The sequence below is a fragment of the Streptomyces sp. NPDC050619 genome (assembly GCF_040654815.1).
In the GTDB taxonomy this organism is placed as follows: Bacteria; Actinomycetota; Actinomycetes; order Streptomycetales; family Streptomycetaceae; genus Streptomyces.
In genome coordinates this window covers 135,138-151,533 of record NZ_JBFAIR010000014.1, presented here as the reverse complement: position 1 = coordinate 151,533, position 16,396 = coordinate 135,138, and the positions used below count along the sequence as shown (strand labels likewise).

The following is a 16,396-nucleotide window of genomic DNA, read 5'->3' as shown; positions in this document are numbered from 1 at the left end:
TCAGATCGTCAGCCACAACTGTCGTACGTACCGGTCGTCGATGAGCTGCCGCATGTCGGCCGCCCGCTGCCGCGGCACCTCACGCGGCTTCGTCCAGGCGTCCAGCACGGTGAACAGTTGGTGGCGCGCGTCCATCAGGTCACCGCGCACCGGTCCGGAGACCGGCCGCCGCGCGATGGCGGCCATGGGAGGGCGACTGGTGACGGGCCGTCCGGCGGCCGCGTAGGCACCGCGAGTGTGCCGCCGTACGGCCTTGTCGAAGGCCTCGAGGTCGGGGATGGTGCCGTTCCTGGCATAGCCGGTCCGGTACTTCATCAGCGCGCCGACGCGGTCGGCGAGGTGCTCCAGGTCGATGTCGGGCCAGGTCGTCGCGGACCTCGACGATCCGTCCTCGGTGTCTCGTTCGGGGTGGAAGTCGGGGTCGCCGCCCTGGCGGGTGAGCCGCTCCAGGTAGTACGCGAAGTACGCACGCTCGGCGTCGTAGAGGATCGCGAAGGCCTCGGGATCCTTGGCGAGTTCGGCGATCAGGCCTGCGGGGTCGGCCCGTACGGACGTGTACGGCTGGCTGTGCTCGAAGTCGGCGTGGGCCTCGCCGGGGGCGAGGAAACGGCCGTAGTGGCTCCAGCCGCTCACGTCCAGTGCGGCCAGCTCGGCGGGGACGGCGGGGCGTATGGCCTCGTCGTCGGAGCTCAGGTAGCGGTTCTGGTCCGCGACGTACTCGGCCAGCATGCGGGCGACGCCGGGCGCCATCCCGTCGGGCAGTTCCTCGTCGTCCAGGGCGGCGGCCACCGCGTAGGCGCTGCGGGCCTGGGCGAGGGTGTGCGGTGTTGTGTCGGCGGTGGCCCGGGTGGCCGCGTCGACGACCGCTCCGAGCACCGCGCCCCCGTCACCGCAGGGCTTCTCGCGCACCAGCAGTGCGCGCACAGCGTCGAAGCGCGACAGGTCGTCGCCCGGGTCCAGGGCCCGGGTCGCGGCGGCCGGGTTGTTCGCAAGCGCACGGGTCGACGCGGGGATCTCCCGGCAGGGCGTGTCGTCGCCGGGGTCCGCGAGGACGACGGGGACGGCCGTGGCGGTCGTGAGCAGGGCCAGCGCCACGGCCGAGGTGAGCAGCCAGTGCTTCCTCAGCCGGGCGAACCGGCGTACGGAGGCGCCGTCCGGCTGTCCGTCCGTGCCCGCTTGTTGAGTTGTTCCCCCATCACCCATGGCGGGGAGGTTAGCGACTGCGACCGGTCGGCCGTGCGCCGGGGTGGGTCAGGACACCGGGGGCCGGACCGTGATCCCCGCTCCCGGGCTGAACTTCTCCAGCAGCTCGGCGAGTTCGGCGGCGGCCGTCTCGACGTCGGTGACCGGCATGGGCGCCATGCCCTCCAGCAGGAAGAGGGCCGAGGTGGTCTCCTCGGTGAGCCGGGTGCGCGGTCCCTGGCGCCAGTTCCAGCGACGGCAGGTCACGCCCGTCTCGTCCCGCCACACCACCTCGCCGGCGTCGGGGTGTTCGACACTCTCCTCGCCGCCGGCGACGGTCACGAAGTCCTCGTCGCCAGTGGCCCGCACGAGGCGCATGCCGCCCTGGATCCGGTCGATGTCCTCGCCGCCGACGGGGATCAGGTGGGCGACGCTGATGGCGTTGTAGAGGTCGACCAGCAGGTTGATCCGGGGCAGTCCCGCCTCCGACAGTGCTCGCTTCGCCAGCGCCTCGGCCGAGTTGCGGGTGCGCGAGGGCTTCGATCCGAACGCCGTGTAGACCTCCCGCCAGGCGGCCATGTGCGGGTCCTCGTGCGGGGCGCGCCCGTCCAGGCGTACGGCGAGCCGACGGGCCGCGTCGTCCAGGAGTGCCGAACTGCCGTCGGTGCTGGGGCCGTTGACGAGTCCGTGCGCCTCGATGGCGAGGTGCGTGAAGCCGGGCGCGAGGGCGCGCACCTCGTCGGACACGGTCAGGGAGTAAGTCATGGCCTGCCTCAGAGTGCGGTGGGGAGCGTCTTCCAGAGATACGGACGGTCGGGGGCGGCCTTCAGGACGCCGAGCACGACCGGGTGAGGTGCAGCATACAGGACCGGGTAGTCCATCTCATTGGACGCCGGGTCGGGCGTGAAGGCCAGCCGCTCCGCACCGAGGGAGAACTGGGCGTCGACCCCCGGCTTGTTGCCGCGGGGGTCCTGCCGGTGCCAGGCCCCGTTGAACCGGACCGCGACCAGGCCGTGCACCACCCCCAGGTTCTGGTAGCACAGCGCGGTCGGGATGTCCTCGGCCCGCAGCAGTGCTGCCAGCGCGTGCGCCTTGGCGTAGCAGATGCCGGTGCCCTGCTCCAGCACGTCGGAGGCCCGCCAGGTGACACGGAGGTCGCCCGAGTCCTGCGAGTGCGGAATCGTGTCGCGCACGAACTCGAACGCCAGTCGCGCATAGGCATACGAGTCCTCCGCCTCCCGGGCGAGACGCGCGGCCGTCTCCCGCACCCGGGGGTGGTGATGGTCAATGGTGTCGTCAGCGGCCAAGTAGGCGGACAGGTCAAGGGTTTCCTGGATGAGCTCCATACCCGCAGAGCATAGAAAAGCGATCACGGCGAGTCAATGATTTTTCGGGCGACCGCATATCTATGCATGACCTTCTAGGGTGCCGCCTCCTCCTTCAGCGCCGCCACGAACGCGTCCACGTCCTCCTCGGTCGTGTCGAAGGCGCACATCCAGCGCACGTCGCCCGCCGCCTCGTCCCAGAAGTAGAAGCGGAACCGCTTCTGCAGGCGCTCGCTCACGTCGTGCGGCAGGCGGGCGAAGACCGCGTTGGACTGCACGGGGTAGAGGATCTCGACTCCGTGCACGGCCCGGACGCCCTCGGCCAGCCGCTGGGCCATCGCGTTGGCGTGGCGGGCGTTGCGCAGCCACAGGTCCTTGGCGAGCAGGGCCTCGAGTTGCACCGACGCGAAACGCATCTTGGAGGCGAGCTGCATGGACAGCTTGCGCAGGTGCTTCATGTGGCTGACGGCGTCCTGGTCGATGACGACGACCGCCTCGCCGAACAGCGCGCCGTTCTTCGTGCCGCCCAGGGAGAGGATGTCGACGCCGACCGCGTTGGTGAACGTCCGCATCGGCATGTTCAGCGAGGCCGCCGCGTTGGCTATCCGGGAGCCGTCCAGGTGGACCTTCATCCCCTGCGCGTGGGCGTGCTCGCAGATCGCGCCGATCTCGTCCGGCGTGTACAGGGTGCCCAGCTCCGTGCTCTGGGTGATCGAGACGACCTGCGGCATCGCCCGGTGCTCGTCCTCCCAGCCGTACGCCTGCCGGTCGATCAGCTCGGGGGTGAGCTTGCCGTCGGGCGTGGGCACGGTGAGCAGCTTGAGGCCGCCCATGCGCTCGGGGGCGCCGCCCTCGTCGACGTGGATGTGCGCGCTCTCGGCGCAGATCACCGCGCCCCAGCGGTCGGTGACCGCCTGGAGGGCGACGACGTTGGCGCCGGTGCCGTTGAAGACCGGGAAGGCCTCCGCCGTGGATCCGAAGTGGCTACGGACGATCCGCTGGAGGTTCTCGGTGTAGTCGTCCCCGCCGTACGCGACCTGATGCCCGCCGTTGGCCAGGGCCAGGGCGGCGAGCACCTCCGGGTGGGCCCCGGCGTAGTTGTCGCTGGCGAAGCCGCGGACCTCGGGGTCGTGGTGGCGCCGCGCGTCGGTCTTCGGGGGGTTCACGGCTTCTCGGTCAGCCACAGACGTTTTCCGTTCACTTCGGCGGCGGGCTTCTCCCAGACGCCGACGATCTCCTCGGCCAGGTCCTTGACGTCCGTGAAGCCCGCGAACTTCGCGTTGGGGCGCTCGGCTCGCATGGCCTCGTGCACCAGTGCCTTCACCACCAGGATGACAGCCGCGGACGTCGGCCCGTCCGCCCCCGCGGAGAGCCCCGCCTTGCGGAAGTAGTCCGCCATGGCCAGCGTCCACGCCTCGGCTGCGGCCTTGGCGGCGGAGTACGCGGCGTTGCCCGCGGTGGGCTTGCTGGCACCCGCGGCGCTGATCAGGACGTACCGGCCGCGGTCGCTGCGCTGCAAGAACTCGTGGAAGGCGAGGGAGGTGTGCTGCACGGTGCGGATCAGCAGCATCTCCAACAGGTCCCAGTCGTGCAGGTTGGTCTTGGCGAAGGTCTCGCTGCCGCGCCAGCCGCCGACGAGGTGGACCAGGCCGTCGACCCGGCCGAACTCCTTCTCGGTACGGGTGGCCCAGTCGCGGGTCGAGTCCACGTCGAGGAGATCGACCGTCTCCCCGGTGACCGTGGCGCCGCCGGCGCTGTAGCGGGCCGCGTCCACGGCCTCCGCCAGTCGCTCGGGATCGTTGTCCGCGCCGACGACGGTCGCTCCCGCCTCGGCGAGCCTGAGCAGCGTCGCCCGCCCGGCGGGTCCGCCCGCGCCGGCCACCGCGATCACCGCACCGCTGAGCGCTCCGTTCCCCATGGTCTTCGCCTCCTGAGCAGTGTTCTCGGTACGCAGGTCGCTCACGCGGCGATCCGCTCGGCGCCGTCCGCCGTGATGCCCTTGGTGGACGCGATCACCTTTTTGAGCTTCTTGGACAGTGCCTCATAGAACATGCTCAGCGGAAACTCGTCCGGAAGCACGTCATCGACGAGTTTTCGCGGTGGCTGGCTCAGGTCGAGGGCGTCGGGGCCCTTGGCCCAGCGGGAGCCCGGGTGCGGGGCGAGGTAGCCGGAGACCAGGTCGTATCCGGCGAACCAGTGGACGAGCTTGGGGCGGTCGATGCCGTCCCGGTACAGCTTCTCGATCTCGGCGCACAGCTCGTTGGTGACCTGCGGGGCGCGCTGCCAGTCGATGAACAGCTTGTTGTCGGTCCAGCGGACGACATGGTGCTTGTGCAGGTAGGCGAACAGGAGCTGGCCGCCGAGGCCGTCGTAGTTGCGCACGCGCTCCCCGGTGACCGGGAAACGGAACATACGGTCGAACAGCACCGCGTACTGCACGTCACGGGCCTGCGGGACGCCGTCGGACTCCAGCTTCACGGCCTCCCTGAAGGCGGTGAGGTCGCAGCGCAGCTCCTCCAGGCCGTACATCCAGAACGGCTGGCGCTGCTTGATCATGAACGGGTCGAACGGCAGGTCGCCGTGGCTGTGGGTGCGGTCGTGGACCATGTCCCACAGGACGAAGGCCTCCTCGCAGCGCTTCTGGTCGTGGACCATCGCGGCGACGTCCTCGGGCAGGTCGAGGCCCAGGATGTCGACGGCGGCCTCGGTGACCCGGCGGAAGCGGGCCGCCTCGCGGTCGCAGAAGATGCCGCCCCAGCTGAACCGCTCGGGGGCCTCGCGCACGGCGATGGTCTCGGGGAAGAGGACCGCGGAGTTGGTGTCGTAACCGGCCGTGAAGTCCTCGAACTTGAGGCCGCAGAACAGCGGGTTGTCGTAGCGGGTGCGCTCCAGTTCGGCCAGCCAGTCGGGCCAGACCATGCGCAGCACGATCGCTTCGAGGTTGCGGTCCGGGTTGCCGTTCTGCGTGTACATCGGGAAGACGACCAGGTGCTGGAGGCCGTCCGCGCGGTTCGCGGCGGGCTGGAAGGCCAGCAGCGAGTCGAGGAAGTCCGGCACCCGGAAGCCGCCGTCCACCCAGTGGTGGAGGTCCTTGACGAGGGCCTCGTGATAGGCGCGGTCGTGCGGGAGCAGCGGGGACAGCTCCTCGACGGCGTGCACGACACGCCGTACGGCGAGCTCGGCGTCCGCCGGGTCGGGGGCGCCCTCGGCTTCGAAGTCGATCGATCCGTCCTTGGACTGCCATGGCCGGATCCGCTCCACGGCATCCTTGAGCACGGGCCACGCCGGGTGCTCCACCACCCTGGTCGCGGGAGGAACCCGCTCCCCCGAAGCCGCCTGCACAAGAATTTCCGTCATGTCTCATCCTCCACGGGAGAACCTCGCGTACGGACACCGTATGCACATGAGGATTCACTCAGCAAGGGGAGCCTTCGGGAAATTATCCTGCGCATACCCGGTTGTCACAGAACTTTTTCCTGCCGGATACCCTGTCGGCAACGACTTGCGCTTGGTAGCCCCGCTCTCGGCGCAGGCATGGGTCCATCGCGGGGCCGGGCCGTTAGGCTGGCGGATCTGCCCGTGCGGCCGTCCGCCCCGGCCCGCGCGCGGCTCCCCCACCGCCGCCGTCGACGGAAGCGAGTCGAAACCTTGAACTTCCTCACCATCGGTCACCGCGGAGTCATGGGTGTCGAACCCGAGAACACACTCCGTTCCTTCCTCGCCGCCGAACAGGCGGGCCTCGACGTCCTCGAACTCGATCTGCACCTGAGCAAGGACGGCGCCCTCGTCGTCATGCACGACACCGACGTGGACCGCACGACCGACGGCTCCGGGCCGATCGCCGAGCAGACCCTCGCCGAACTGCGCGCCCTGGACGCGGGTCTGGGCGAGCGGGTCCCGGTGTTCGAGGAGGTCCTGGACGCCGTGGGCTCACCGTTGCAGGCTGAGATCAAGGACGTCGCGGCGGCGCGTGCGCTGGCCGAGGTCATGCACCGACGGGACCTGACGGCGCGTGTGGAGGTGTCGTCGTTCCACGACGAGGCGGTCGCCGAGATCGCCCGGCTGGTTCCCGGCGTACGGACCGCGCTCATCGGCAGCCGGTACGGCACCGACATCGTGGACCGCGCCGTGGACGCGGGGGCCTCGACCGTCTGCCTCAACATCCGCCGGCTCACGCTGGAGGTGGTGGAGCACGCGCGCAAGGCGGACCTGAGAATCATCGGCTGGGTGGTGAACACCCAGGACCACCTGCGGCTCGCGCGGGCCCTGGGACTGGACGGCGCGACCACCGACTATCCCGAGATCAAACGCACCGGCCGCTTCACGGCATAGACGTCACAGGCATGGACGTCACAGGAACAGCCGTCAGACCAGAGGCTTGACCAGCAGCTCGAACTCCAGGTCGTCGCGCTGCGGAATGCCGAAGCGCTCGTCGCCGTACGGGAAGGGGGTCATCTTTCCCGTACGGCGGTAGCCGCGGCGCTCGTACCAGGCGATGAGGTCGTTCCGCACGGTGATCACGCTCATGTGCATCTCCTGGGCGCCCCAGTCCTCGCGGGCGGTCCGCTCCGCCTCCGCCATGATGACCTTGCCGACGCCCCCGCCCTGGAGGGCCGGGCTGACCGCGAACATTCCGAAGTAGGCGTGATCGCCGCGGTGTTCGAGCTGGCAGCAGGCGACGACCTGCCCGTCGCGCTCGACCGTGAGCAGTCGGCTGCCGGGCGCCTTGATGACGGCGAGCACGCCCTCCGGATCGGTCCGCTGCCCCTGGAGGATGTCCGCCTCGGTGGTCCACCCGGTGCGGCTCGTGTCCCCCCGGTAAGCCGACTCGATCAGCGCGACCAGCACGTCCACGTCGGCGTCGGTGGCATCGCGGAAGATCAGTCCGGTGGCGGTTTCCATGACTCGGGTCTCCGATTCCTCGGCGCGGCTGGTGCAGCGGCTCGTGCATCGGTGAGAGTAACCCCGCCACTAGGCCCTGCCGTCAAATTCCCGTCGTCCGCCCGAAGGGCGGGCACCGCGGCGTCAGGTGCGTGCTCTGGGGGTCCCCCCGGCCGAAGGCTGGGGGAGTGCCGGGCGCAGGCCCTCGTACTGGTTGTACGTGGGTCTGCGCCCGGTGCGGCGAGTGGGGGCACCTCCCACGCCCTCAAGGCAGTGGGGGAGCGTGCATGGCGTCGCGGGGCTGGGGGTACCTCCCACGCCCTTAAGGCAGTGGGGGAGGGAATTTGACGACAGGGCCTAGTCTCCGGGGACATGGTGCACGTACTGAGCGGCCGGACCTTGCTCCGGCCCACTGATCCGGAACGGTCCCGTGTCTTCTACGGCGAGCAGCTCGGGCTCGCCGTCTACCGGGAGTTCGGCACGGGGCCGGAGCGGGGCACGGTCTACTTCCTCGGCGGCGGCTTCCTGGAGGTCTCCGGGCGGTCCGAGGCGGCCCCGTCCCCGGCCGTCCGGCTGTGGCTCCAGGTCGAGGACGTGGCCGCGGTGCACGACGAACTGGTGGCCAAGGGGGTCGAGATCGTGCGGCCGCCGGTGAAGGAGCCGTGGGGGCTGGTCGAAGATGTGGATCGCGAATCCGGACGGGATGCGGATCGTGCTGGTGGAGGTGCCGGCGGATCACCCGCTGCGGTACCGGTCCGGTACCTGAGTGCAGCGGGGGCGGTGCTCCCAGCGCCGGTCGGTGCGGGCCAGTTCCCGGAAGCCCGCCGAGGTCAGGTGGTCGATGGCGGTGCGGTCGGTGGCCCGCTCATAGGCGAAGAGCCGGTCCACGTCGCACAGGCGGAGCCAGTCGGCGGCCTGGGCGAGGAGCCAGTGCTCCAGACCCTGGCCGTACTGCGCCGGGTCGATGTGCAGGTTGCCGATGTCGGCGAGGCCCGCCGCTCGGATGTGGCGTTCGGGACGGGCCAGGGCGGTGTCCACTTCGATGAAGCCGAGGGCGCGTCCGTCGGCGTGCGCCGTGAAGCGGGTGCCGCACACCCCCAGCGTGCGCTCGACCGTGACGCCCGGGCGAGGCTTGGGCGCCGGGAGATCGGCCACCCGTGCGATCAGGATGACCTCCGTGTCCCCGAGGTGCCGGAAGCCCGCGCGCTCGTAGACGGCGCGGATGTGCGGCCAGTTCCGGGGCAGGCCGTAGACGGCCGGGGCGGGGAGCGCGCCGTCGGCGTAGCGCACGCGGACGTTCCAGCGGGCGAGCTGTGCCAGGCGGACATCAGCAGGTCGGCGGCCTCCTCGGAGCCGGGCCAGAGGGAGGCCGGCGGATGGCAGACGAACCAGTCGATCTCCCCCGTGTCCCGGTAGTTCGCGCCCACCTCGGCATCGGCGCGGTAGCGCAGCAGATGGACCGCGGCGACGACATGGCCGCGCTGCTCGGCGACGAGCGTGACCCGCTCGCCCACCCACGGATCGGTGATGAACTCGCCGGGCTGTCGCTCCAGGTCGCTGAGGACGGTGTGCACGGAGACGGATACGCCGGGGACGACGGCGGCGACGTGCGCGTTGATCAGTTGGATGGTCAGGGGTGCGGTCGCACGGCGCGCTTGCGTTGAAGTGGGCTCGAACCCCTAGCGTCGTACCCACGACCTGCCTGAAGGGGAAGCACCGTGCGTTACACACTGTTCGGCAAGACCGGTCTGCGCGTGAGCGAGTTGAGCCTCGGCACGATGACCGTCGGCGACGACTGGGGCTGGGGCGCCGCCAAGGAGACCAGCGGCCGGATCGTCGACGCCTATGCGGACGCCGGCGGCAACTTCATCGACACGGCGAACAACTACACCGACGGCAGCTCGGAGCGGATCCTCGGCGAACTGCTCGAAGGGCGGCGCGACGAGTTCGTACTGGCCAGCAAGTACACGTGCGGGATCCGCGAGGGCGACGTCAACGCCGCGGGCAATCACCGCAAGAACCTGGTGCAGTCGGTGGAGGCGAGCCTGAAGCGGCTGCGCACCGACCGGCTCGACGTGCTGTGGGTGCACGCCCGCGACAACTTCACCCCGGTCGAGGAGGTCATGCGGGCGCTCGACGACCTCGTCCGCACCGGGAAGGTGCTGTACCTCGGTGTCTCGGACTGGCCCGCCTGGGAGATCGCCCAGGCCAACACGCTTGCGGAACTGCGGGGTTGGACCTCGTTCGCGGGTTCGCAGCTGCGCTACAGCCTCCTGGAGCGGACCCCGGAGCGTGAACTGCTGCCGCAGGCCCGCGCGTTCGACCTCGCTGTCCTCGCGTGGGCGCCGCTGGCGGCCGGGAAGCTCACCGGCAAGTACCGCCGGGGCGAGTCCGGCCGGCTGGACCTCCAGGACGACAAGCCGACCTCCCAGGAGGAGGACGTCATCACGGCCGTCCTGGACATCGCCGAGCAGGGCGGCTGGAGCCCCGCCCAGGTGGCCCTGGCCTGGCTGCTGGGCCACCCCGGCAATATCGTGCCGATCATCGGGGCCACCAAGGAGCACCAGCTCGCCGACAACCTCGGCGGCGTCGACGTCCGCCTCGACGCCGACGCCGTGGCCCGCCTCGACGAGGTGAGCGCCGTGTCGCTCGGCTTCCCGCACGACTTCGTACGGGAGCCCGCCATCACCCGGAACATCTACGGCGACCGCTGGTCCGAGATCGACGACCGGCGCTCCACCTACCGCCGTACCGCGACCGACGTCCTCTAGAACGGCTGGAACAGCGGTGTCACCGTCACCCGGTCGACGACCGGCGCGTAGGCGGAGCGCTGACCGTGCTGGTTCCTGGTCTCGCCGGCGAAGTCGGGGAGTTCGTCGGCGGTGAAGGTGAGGGTGTTGGCGCCCTGTTCCAGGGTGACCGGGACCGAGAGGTTCCAGAAGTTGTTGAAGTGGAAGGTGGTGGGGAACAGGACGCGGTGCGGGTCGGCTCCGTTGACGGAGATGTCCGCGTGGCGGCAGACGGGGTCCGGGTTGTAGTGCGTGGCGGGTGCCTGCTCGCCGTTGGCGTACCGGATCGTCAGCGCGTGGCGTCCGGCGCGGTCCGCCGTCACCGTCAGGGTGAGCGCGTTGCCGGGTCCGCCGCCGATGCCGTCCACCGCCTTGCCGCCGGTGGCGTACGTGTATCCGGTCACCCTCGCGGTGCCGGTCAGGGCCGCTTCCTCGGCGCCGTACACGGTGGCGGGCAGCAGGCCGCGGGACGGGGCGACGCGCAGCCGGTCCACGATCAGGCGTTCCGAAGTCCCGGTGACCGTGAGCTTGTTGACGCCGCCGGCCAGGAAGAGCGCCATGGCGCCCCGCTCGACGCGTCCGACGTCCTCGCCGTTGACTCTCAGCAGGCCCTCGCCGGGTCCGAGGACGTCGACGGTCACGCTCGCCTCGCCGTCGTCGGCTGCGTGCGTCCAGAAGGTGACGGTGCCGCCCCGGGGGAGCACGGCGACGCCGGGCCCCGAGGCCGCGCGGTGCGCGTAGCTGACGGCGGCCCCGCCGGCGAGTGCCGCGTACTCGGCCTCGTACAGCGCGGTGACGTCGTCGGTGCGCAGGGCGAGGTCCAGCTTGTCGACGACCGCCTCGCCCTTCGTGACGCCGAGCTCGGGGTCCCGTGCGGCGAGGGTGATGCGGTGTCTGCCGGCGGTCAGCTCCACGCGGGTGTCGGTGTGTCCCCACACCGCCCACTTGTAGCCGAGCGGCAGCCGCAGTTCGCGCGGGGCCTCGCCGTCGACGCGCAGGAAGACGTTGGTGGGCCCCTGCTCGCGCACCAGGTCGGCGAGGTTGTGGGAGTTGGCGAACACGCTGACGTCGTACGTGCCGTCCTGCGGGACCTCGACGTCGAAGGCGAGCACGCCGTCGGAGCCGGTGCGCAGGCCGCCCACGTGGTAGCCGCCGGAGGTGGCGAACTTGTCGACGTCGGACGGGGATCCCTCGGGCCCGTTCCTCGAGTAACCGCTGCCCGTGTAGGTCGCGTCCTCGGCCTCGTACGTCCGCCGCCGGCCGGCCGAGGGCGGCAGGGACGTAGCCCCGTTGCCGCCGGGCGACAGGATCACCTGGTAGGCGGACATCGCGTCGAGGTCGCTCACCGGCAGCGTCACCCGGCCGTCCACGACGGGCAGTTCGTCGTCGCGCAGCCGCGACGGCTGGGCACTGGCCCCGACTTGGCCCGTCCAGGGGATCTCCTGAAGCCGTATGTGCGCGGTCTCGCCGAAGATGTGCGGGTCGACGCCCTCGAAGACGATGTCGGCGGCGCCGCCCGATCCGCCGAACAGCAGCCGGGCCTGCCGCTTGTCCCGGTCCAGGGTGGCGACGCCCTGAAGCGTGTACTGCGCGTGGGGATGCGGGGCGACGACCCGGACGGTGCTGCCGGTCAGCTGTCCGTAGGCGTTGAACAGCCACCACTGTCCGTTGCCCTTGTTCGCCTCGACCGCCGAGTCGTTGAGGTTGCCCGCGATGTTCCAGTACGCGAGGTCGGCGTCGACCTTCGACTCCTCGATCGCGGAGATCCACTGCACCATCTGGCCGGGGACGGACACGTGGTAGTTGTGCGCGTACTCGTTGAGGTTGACGGGCAGCGGACCGAGGCCCAACTCCCGTTCCAATTCCCGGTACTTGGCGACGTTCGTGCGGACCTCGGCCGGTGCGGACAGCTCGTGCCAGGTGATCACGTCGGGCAGCACGTCACGCGCCTTGGCGAACTCCAGGAAGCCCCTGACCTCGGGGTACAGGATGCTGGTGTTGGGTCCGGCGATGCGCGCGTCGGGGTCGAGGCCCTTGATGAGGCGGTAGGCCTTCTCCCAGGCCGCGAAGTAGGCCCGTGGGTCGGTGCGCCAGGAGACCCGGTCGTAGCTCCACTCCCCCTCGCCGAACATGTTGCCCTCGGGTTCGTTGAACGGGACGTACACGACATGGGACTTGTACTCGCCCAGGGTCAGCACGTGTTCGACCTGGCGGCGGATGACCTCCAGGAAACCGGCGAGCCGCTCCTCGCCGGTGGCACCGGGCCACTCGTACGGAAAGCCCCGGTAGAAGTCGGGCAGATAGACGTACACGTCCTTGCCGCCCGCCGCGACGAAGGACGGCAGGATCTCCAGCGCGTCGGCGCCCGGATGCTGGATGCCGTCCTGCGCCTTGGTGGTGACCGTGCGGACGTACATGCCCTCGACGAGGGTGCGGCTGGGCACGCCGTCGCCGTACAGCCCGTAGAGCGCTCCGCTCGCGCCGCCGTGGAAAGGTCCCGTCTCGGCGGTGAGCTCGACGGTGAGCTTCTCGGAAGAGAAGGTGGGCTTCTCGGATGAGGGGGCGGCGGATTCTTCGGCGGTCACGGCATCCATCCTTCGTCCGGCGTGTCGTACGCCAGTCGATGATCCGAACCGGCCTGGTCGAACGTAAGAAGGTCAGGTCTGCCACGTCAATGGCGCACCGGTCTTTGAAACTTCCGGGGCAGGGCGAAACGACGATCAGGGGCGCAGGGCTCCCAGGCGGCCCTCCAGCCGCCCGAGCAAGCCGGCGAGCAGCGCGGCCAGTTCGTCCTGCTCGTCCGGTGCCATCCCGGACAGCACGGCGGTCTCGTAGGAGAGTTGCTCGGGCAGGATGGCGTCGACCAGCTCGTGTCCGGCGTCCGTGAGGCGGAGGTGGGCGACGCGGCGGTCACGGGTGTCGCCGCGGCGCTCCACCAGGCCTCGCTCGGTCAGGGCCTTGAGGCGCTTGGTGACCGCGGCGCCCGAGGAGAAGGTCTCGCGGGCCAGTTCGCCCGGAGTCAGCTCGTGTCCGGTGCGGCGCAGCGCGCCGAGCAGGTCGAACTCGGGGCGGCTGAGCCCGGCCCGGCGCAAGGGGGCGTCCTCGGCCTGCTGGAGGAGGGCGGCGCAGCGGTTGACGCGGCCGATGATCTCCATGGGGCCGGTGTCGAGGTCGGGGTGGACCGCCTGCCACTGCCGGACGACCGCGGCGACGGTGTCGCTCTTCGTCCCGCCGGGTGCGTCCTGTTCCGTCGCCGGCCGTCCGCTGGTCGCCGTCATGGCCGTACGTCCTCCGTCGCTGTGTCCGTGCGTGGGGCCGAGTGCGGCCCCTGGCGCCGTGCCGTCGTCGCGAGCGTACGGTGTCCCGACCGCTCGGCGAGCACGACCCTCTCGTGCGGCACGGCACGCTGCCACCACTCGCCGGACGCGGCCTCGACGGTGGCGCGCAGCTCGACCAGGGCGGCGGTGAGGCCGCGGCGGGCGGCTTCCACGGCGCCCGGGGCGGGGTGCGGCTCCGCCAGGAGGCGGGCGGCGCGCTCGCGGGAGCGCTCGACGCCGGACAGTGCCTGCTCGACGCGGTCGCCCGCGCGCCGGTTGGTGACGGCGACGGCCGCGGCGAGGCCGACCAGGGTGCCGACGAGGGTGTCCACGACCCGCTCGGTGATCAGCCGGCCGGGCTGCTGATATCCGGCGAACTCGGTGATGAGCAGCGCCATCGGGGTTACACAGACGCTGCCGAGCCAGTAGTTGCGGCTGATCAGCGCCTCGCCGCCGAAGTTGAGGGCGAGGCTGCACAGGACCAGGGCCGCCGGGCCGAGATGGGCCAGCGGGACCACGGCGGCGAAGAGGAGGACGCCCGCGAGGTTGCCGACGACGCGCTGGACGCCCCGGCTCCAGGTGAGACTGAGGTTCGCCTGGTAGAGCGAGGCGGCGGTGACCAAGGCCCAGTAGGGGCGGCCGACACCGAGGGCGAGGGAGACGTAGCCGGCGAGGGCGCAGCCGAGCGCGGTGCGGACAGCGAGCGGGGTCAGCGGGCCGAGGCCGAGCCTGCTCCACCATCGGGGTGCGGGGACGGCGAGTTCGGCGTCCACACCGAGGAGTTCGTCGGTCTCGGGCGGGCCGAGGGGTTCGCCGGCCTCCGCCGGGCCGAAGGGTTCGCCGGCCTCCGCCGGGCCGAAGGGTTTGCCGGTCTCCGCCGGGCCGAAGGGTTTGCCGGTCTCCGCCGGGCCGAAGGGTTTGCCGGTCTCCGCCGGGCCGAGCGGTTCGCCAGACTCCACCGGGCCAAGGGGTTCACCGGTCCCGACCGGGCCGAAGGGTTTGCCGACCTCCGCCAGGCCGAGCGGTTCGCCAGACTCCACCGGGCCAAGGGGTTCGCCAGTCCCGACCGGGCCGAAAGGGTTGCCGGTCTCCGCCCGGCCGAAGGGTTCGCCGACCTCCGCCAGGCCAAGGAGTTTGCCGGCCTCCGCCCGGCCAAGAAGTCCGCCAGACTCCGCCCGGCCGAGTTCGCCAGTCTCCGCCGGCCGTTCGTCCGCCCGCGGGATCGGTCCGGTGCCGCGCAGGGCGCGGGCCCAGGTGCGCAGCCGTTCCGGGTTCGTGTCCGCGGGGGCGGCGAGGGCGGTTTCGGCGCGTACGACGAGCCGTTCGAGACGGCGCCGGGGCGCGGTGCGGGCACCGGCGGAGAGCAGCGACTGCCAGGCGGCCTGCACGGCGGCGGCCGCGGCGGCGCGGGACTTGGCCCGGTCGTCACCGGCGCTGTCACCTGCGCCGTGCATGGCGGCGTACGCGGCGGCCCCGTTCAGGGCGTGCGCGACGGCGTGGGGGTTGCCCCGGTCGTCACCGGCGCTGTCACCGGCGCCGTGCATGGCGGCGTACGCGGCGGCCGCGTTCAGCGCGTGCGCGACGGCGCGGCGTTCCGGGCCGTGCGGGCGCGGCAGCCCGGGCGCCATGCCGACGAGCCAGGCCCAGCCGCCCGCCACGGCGCCCAGCGCCAGATGCGCGGGGACCTGACCGAGGGTCTGCGGCGCGAACAGGGCGGCGGAGCTGATGAAGGTGAGGACCACGTTGCCCGGCGGTCCGACGCGGGTGGCATCGCACAGGACCTTCTGTACGGCGGCCAGGAGAGCACCGACGCCGACCAGGACGACGGCACTGGTGGTGAGCGAGGCCGCTACCAGGGCGACGGCCAGGCCGCCGAGCATGCCCAGGATCACCCCGGCCAGGACGCGGGCCCGGGCGGCGTACGGGCGGTTGTGGGCGTACAGCGCGCACAGGGATCCGGCCATCGTGTACATCGCGAGGTCGAGCCGGCCGAGCGCCAGGAGGGTCAGGTTGGGCGGGGCGACCGCGACGACCACGCTCAGCGCGGGCTTGAACCAGATGTCGGAGGGCCGGCCGACGCGCAGCGTGCCGGCGAGCGGGAGACGTCGGGCGGGCGGCGCGTCGGAGGCAGGGGGCGTACGGCTCACGAGAGAGAGATTAACAGGTGTTTTACCTGTAAATGATAGCCGCTGACCTGCTGTGCTCCGCCGAGTGCTCCCCGCTTGCCCCCTTGCGCTCGCTTGCGCGCCGCACGGCCCGGGCATTCCTTGACCGACCGTCGAGCGGGGAGGTGCCCGTGCACGGACCGATTTCGCCCGGCTGGCTGCTGGTGGCGTTGTGTGCGGCGACCGGGGCCTACTGCCTGCTGCGGATGCGCAGCGGTGTCGAGGAGCAGCGCCGTGCCGCGGGCAGCGAGGCGCTGATGGGCTTTGGCATGGCCGCGATGGCGGTGCCGGCGGCGGTGTTCACCCCGCCGCAGTGGGCCTGGTCCGGCTACGCGGTCGTGTTCGGCGCGGCCGGGCTGCACGCCCTGTGGGCGGCCCGGACCGACGCCCACCATCTGCACCACCTCGTGGGGACCTCGGCCATGGTCTACATGGCGGTGGTCATGGCCGCCTCCCCGGGCTCGCACACCGGGCACGGCGGCGCCGGGGTCGCGCCGGTGACAGGGGCGCTGCTGCTCTACTTCGCGGGGTACGTGCTGCTGTCCGGGGTGCGGCTGGTGCCGGTAGCCGGCGGTGGCGGGGCCGTGGCGTGGGGTGACCGGCCTGAGTTGGCGCGGGCGTGCCGGCTGTCGATGGGGATCGCGATGGTGACGATGCTGCTGACGATGTGACGTGCCGATGTGACGTGCCGATGGTGACGCCGGTGGGTACGACGCCATGCCTGATCCGCCGCACGT

13 protein-coding genes and 2 pseudogenes are annotated in these 16,396 nt (G+C 71.3%); 4 read left to right on the top strand and 11 right to left on the bottom strand.

The features are described from left to right. From AB0I77_RS23740 to AB0I77_RS23715, 6 genes are all read right to left on the bottom strand, one after another. The gene (locus tag AB0I77_RS23740) at window positions 1–1,203 is read right to left on the bottom strand and encodes a hypothetical protein (protein ID WP_363284654.1); all 1,203 of its coding nucleotides are present in this window, start codon (window positions 1,201–1,203) and stop codon (window positions 1–3) included. Between the two features lie 48 nt (window positions 1,204–1,251). Further along, window positions 1,252–1,947: a phenylalanine--tRNA ligase beta subunit-related protein gene (locus AB0I77_RS23735; RefSeq protein ID WP_363284653.1), complete on the bottom strand. Its 696-nt coding sequence runs from the start codon at window positions 1,945–1,947 to the stop codon at window positions 1,252–1,254. Between the two features lie 8 nt (window positions 1,948–1,955). Beyond that, complete coding sequence (locus AB0I77_RS23730) at window positions 1,956–2,528, bottom strand: transglutaminase domain-containing protein (protein ID WP_363284652.1); 573 nt, start codon at window positions 2,526–2,528, stop codon at window positions 1,956–1,958. 74 nt (window positions 2,529–2,602) lie between these two features. Continuing rightward, entirely contained in the window at window positions 2,603–3,673 is a 1,071-nt protein-coding gene (locus AB0I77_RS23725; RefSeq protein ID WP_363284651.1) for a low specificity L-threonine aldolase, read from the bottom strand. Next, window positions 3,670–4,425: an SDR family oxidoreductase gene (locus AB0I77_RS23720; protein ID WP_363284743.1), complete on the bottom strand. Its 756-nt coding sequence runs from the start codon at window positions 4,423–4,425 to the stop codon at window positions 3,670–3,672. Before AB0I77_RS23720 ends, AB0I77_RS23725 begins: the two co-directional genes overlap by 4 nt. A 41-nt stretch (window positions 4,426–4,466) precedes the next feature. Next, entirely contained in the window at window positions 4,467–5,864 is a 1,398-nt protein-coding gene (locus tag AB0I77_RS23715; protein WP_363284650.1) for a DUF6421 family protein, read from the bottom strand. Window positions 5,865–6,155: 291 nt separating this feature from the next. Between AB0I77_RS23715 and AB0I77_RS23710 the strand changes: the two genes are divergently transcribed. Continuing rightward, on the top strand, window positions 6,156–6,839 hold the full coding sequence (locus AB0I77_RS23710) for a glycerophosphodiester phosphodiesterase family protein (RefSeq protein ID WP_363284649.1): 684 nt from the start codon (window positions 6,156–6,158) through the stop codon (window positions 6,837–6,839). 33 nt (window positions 6,840–6,872) lie between these two features. Here the strand turns inward: AB0I77_RS23710 and AB0I77_RS23705 are convergent, their stop codons facing one another. Further along, window positions 6,873–7,409 carry a GNAT family N-acetyltransferase gene (locus AB0I77_RS23705; RefSeq protein ID WP_363284648.1) on the bottom strand — a complete coding sequence of 179 codons (537 nt, stop codon included), beginning with the start codon at window positions 7,407–7,409 and terminating at the stop codon, window positions 6,873–6,875. Between the two features lie 351 nt (window positions 7,410–7,760). On the opposite strand from AB0I77_RS23705, the pseudogene AB0I77_RS23700 reads away from it, so the two are divergent. After that, window positions 7,761–8,154 (top strand): annotated as a pseudogene (locus tag AB0I77_RS23700) (VOC family protein). Here the strand turns inward: AB0I77_RS23700 and AB0I77_RS23695 are convergent. Beyond that, window positions 8,124–9,022, bottom strand: a pseudogene (locus AB0I77_RS23695) (N-acetyltransferase). The pseudogenes AB0I77_RS23700 and AB0I77_RS23695 overlap by 31 nt on opposite strands. Window positions 9,023–9,106: 84 nt before the next feature. Here AB0I77_RS23695 and AB0I77_RS23690 point away from each other — a divergent pair. Further along, on the top strand, window positions 9,107–10,159 hold the full coding sequence (locus AB0I77_RS23690; RefSeq protein WP_363284647.1) for an aldo/keto reductase: 1,053 nt from the start codon (window positions 9,107–9,109) through the stop codon (window positions 10,157–10,159). On the opposite strand, the gene AB0I77_RS23685 is transcribed toward AB0I77_RS23690, so the two are convergent. The 3 genes from AB0I77_RS23685 to AB0I77_RS23675 all read right to left on the bottom strand — a co-directional run bounded on the left by AB0I77_RS23685 (window position 10,156) and on the right by AB0I77_RS23675 (window position 15,578). Then, window positions 10,156–12,762, bottom strand: coding sequence for a cellulosome protein (locus AB0I77_RS23685; protein WP_363284646.1), 2,607 nt, complete (start codon window positions 12,760–12,762; stop codon window positions 10,156–10,158). The genes AB0I77_RS23690 and AB0I77_RS23685 overlap by 4 nt on opposite strands. Window positions 12,763–12,897: 135 nt before the next feature. After that, the gene (locus AB0I77_RS23680; protein WP_363284645.1) at window positions 12,898–13,455 is read right to left on the bottom strand and encodes a MarR family transcriptional regulator; all 558 of its coding nucleotides are present in this window, start codon (window positions 13,453–13,455) and stop codon (window positions 12,898–12,900) included. Then, window positions 13,452–15,578, bottom strand: a complete 2,127-nt coding sequence (locus tag AB0I77_RS23675; protein WP_363284742.1) for an FUSC family protein — start codon at window positions 15,576–15,578, stop codon at window positions 13,452–13,454. Before AB0I77_RS23675 ends, AB0I77_RS23680 begins: the two co-directional genes overlap by 4 nt. A gap of 212 nt (window positions 15,579–15,790) precedes the next feature. Between AB0I77_RS23675 and AB0I77_RS23670 the strand changes: the two genes are divergently transcribed. Next, window positions 15,791–16,330 carry a DUF5134 domain-containing protein gene (locus AB0I77_RS23670; protein WP_363284644.1) on the top strand — a complete coding sequence of 180 codons (540 nt, stop codon included), beginning with the start codon at window positions 15,791–15,793 and terminating at the stop codon, window positions 16,328–16,330. Window positions 16,331–16,396: the final 66 nt, after the last annotated feature.

Coding starts and splice junctions, on each gene's coding strand:
- AB0I77_RS23730 (WP_363284652.1), bottom strand. CDS start 2,528: ATGGAGCTCATCCAGGAAACCCTTGACCTGTCCGCCTACTTGGCCGCT.
- AB0I77_RS23680 (WP_363284645.1), bottom strand. CDS start 13,455: ATGACGGCGACCAGCGGACGGCCGGCGACGGAACAGGACGCACCCGGC.
- AB0I77_RS23705 (WP_363284648.1), bottom strand. CDS start 7,409: ATGGAAACCGCCACCGGACTGATCTTCCGCGATGCCACCGACGCCGAC.
- AB0I77_RS23720 (WP_363284743.1), bottom strand. CDS start 4,425: ATGGGGAACGGAGCGCTCAGCGGTGCGGTGATCGCGGTGGCCGGCGCG.
- AB0I77_RS23740 (WP_363284654.1), bottom strand. CDS start 1,203: ATGGGTGATGGGGGAACAACTCAACAAGCGGGCACGGACGGACAGCCG.
- AB0I77_RS23715 (WP_363284650.1), bottom strand. CDS start 5,864: ATGACGGAAATTCTTGTGCAGGCGGCTTCGGGGGAGCGGGTTCCTCCC.
- AB0I77_RS23735 (WP_363284653.1), bottom strand. CDS start 1,947: ATGACTTACTCCCTGACCGTGTCCGACGAGGTGCGCGCCCTCGCGCCC.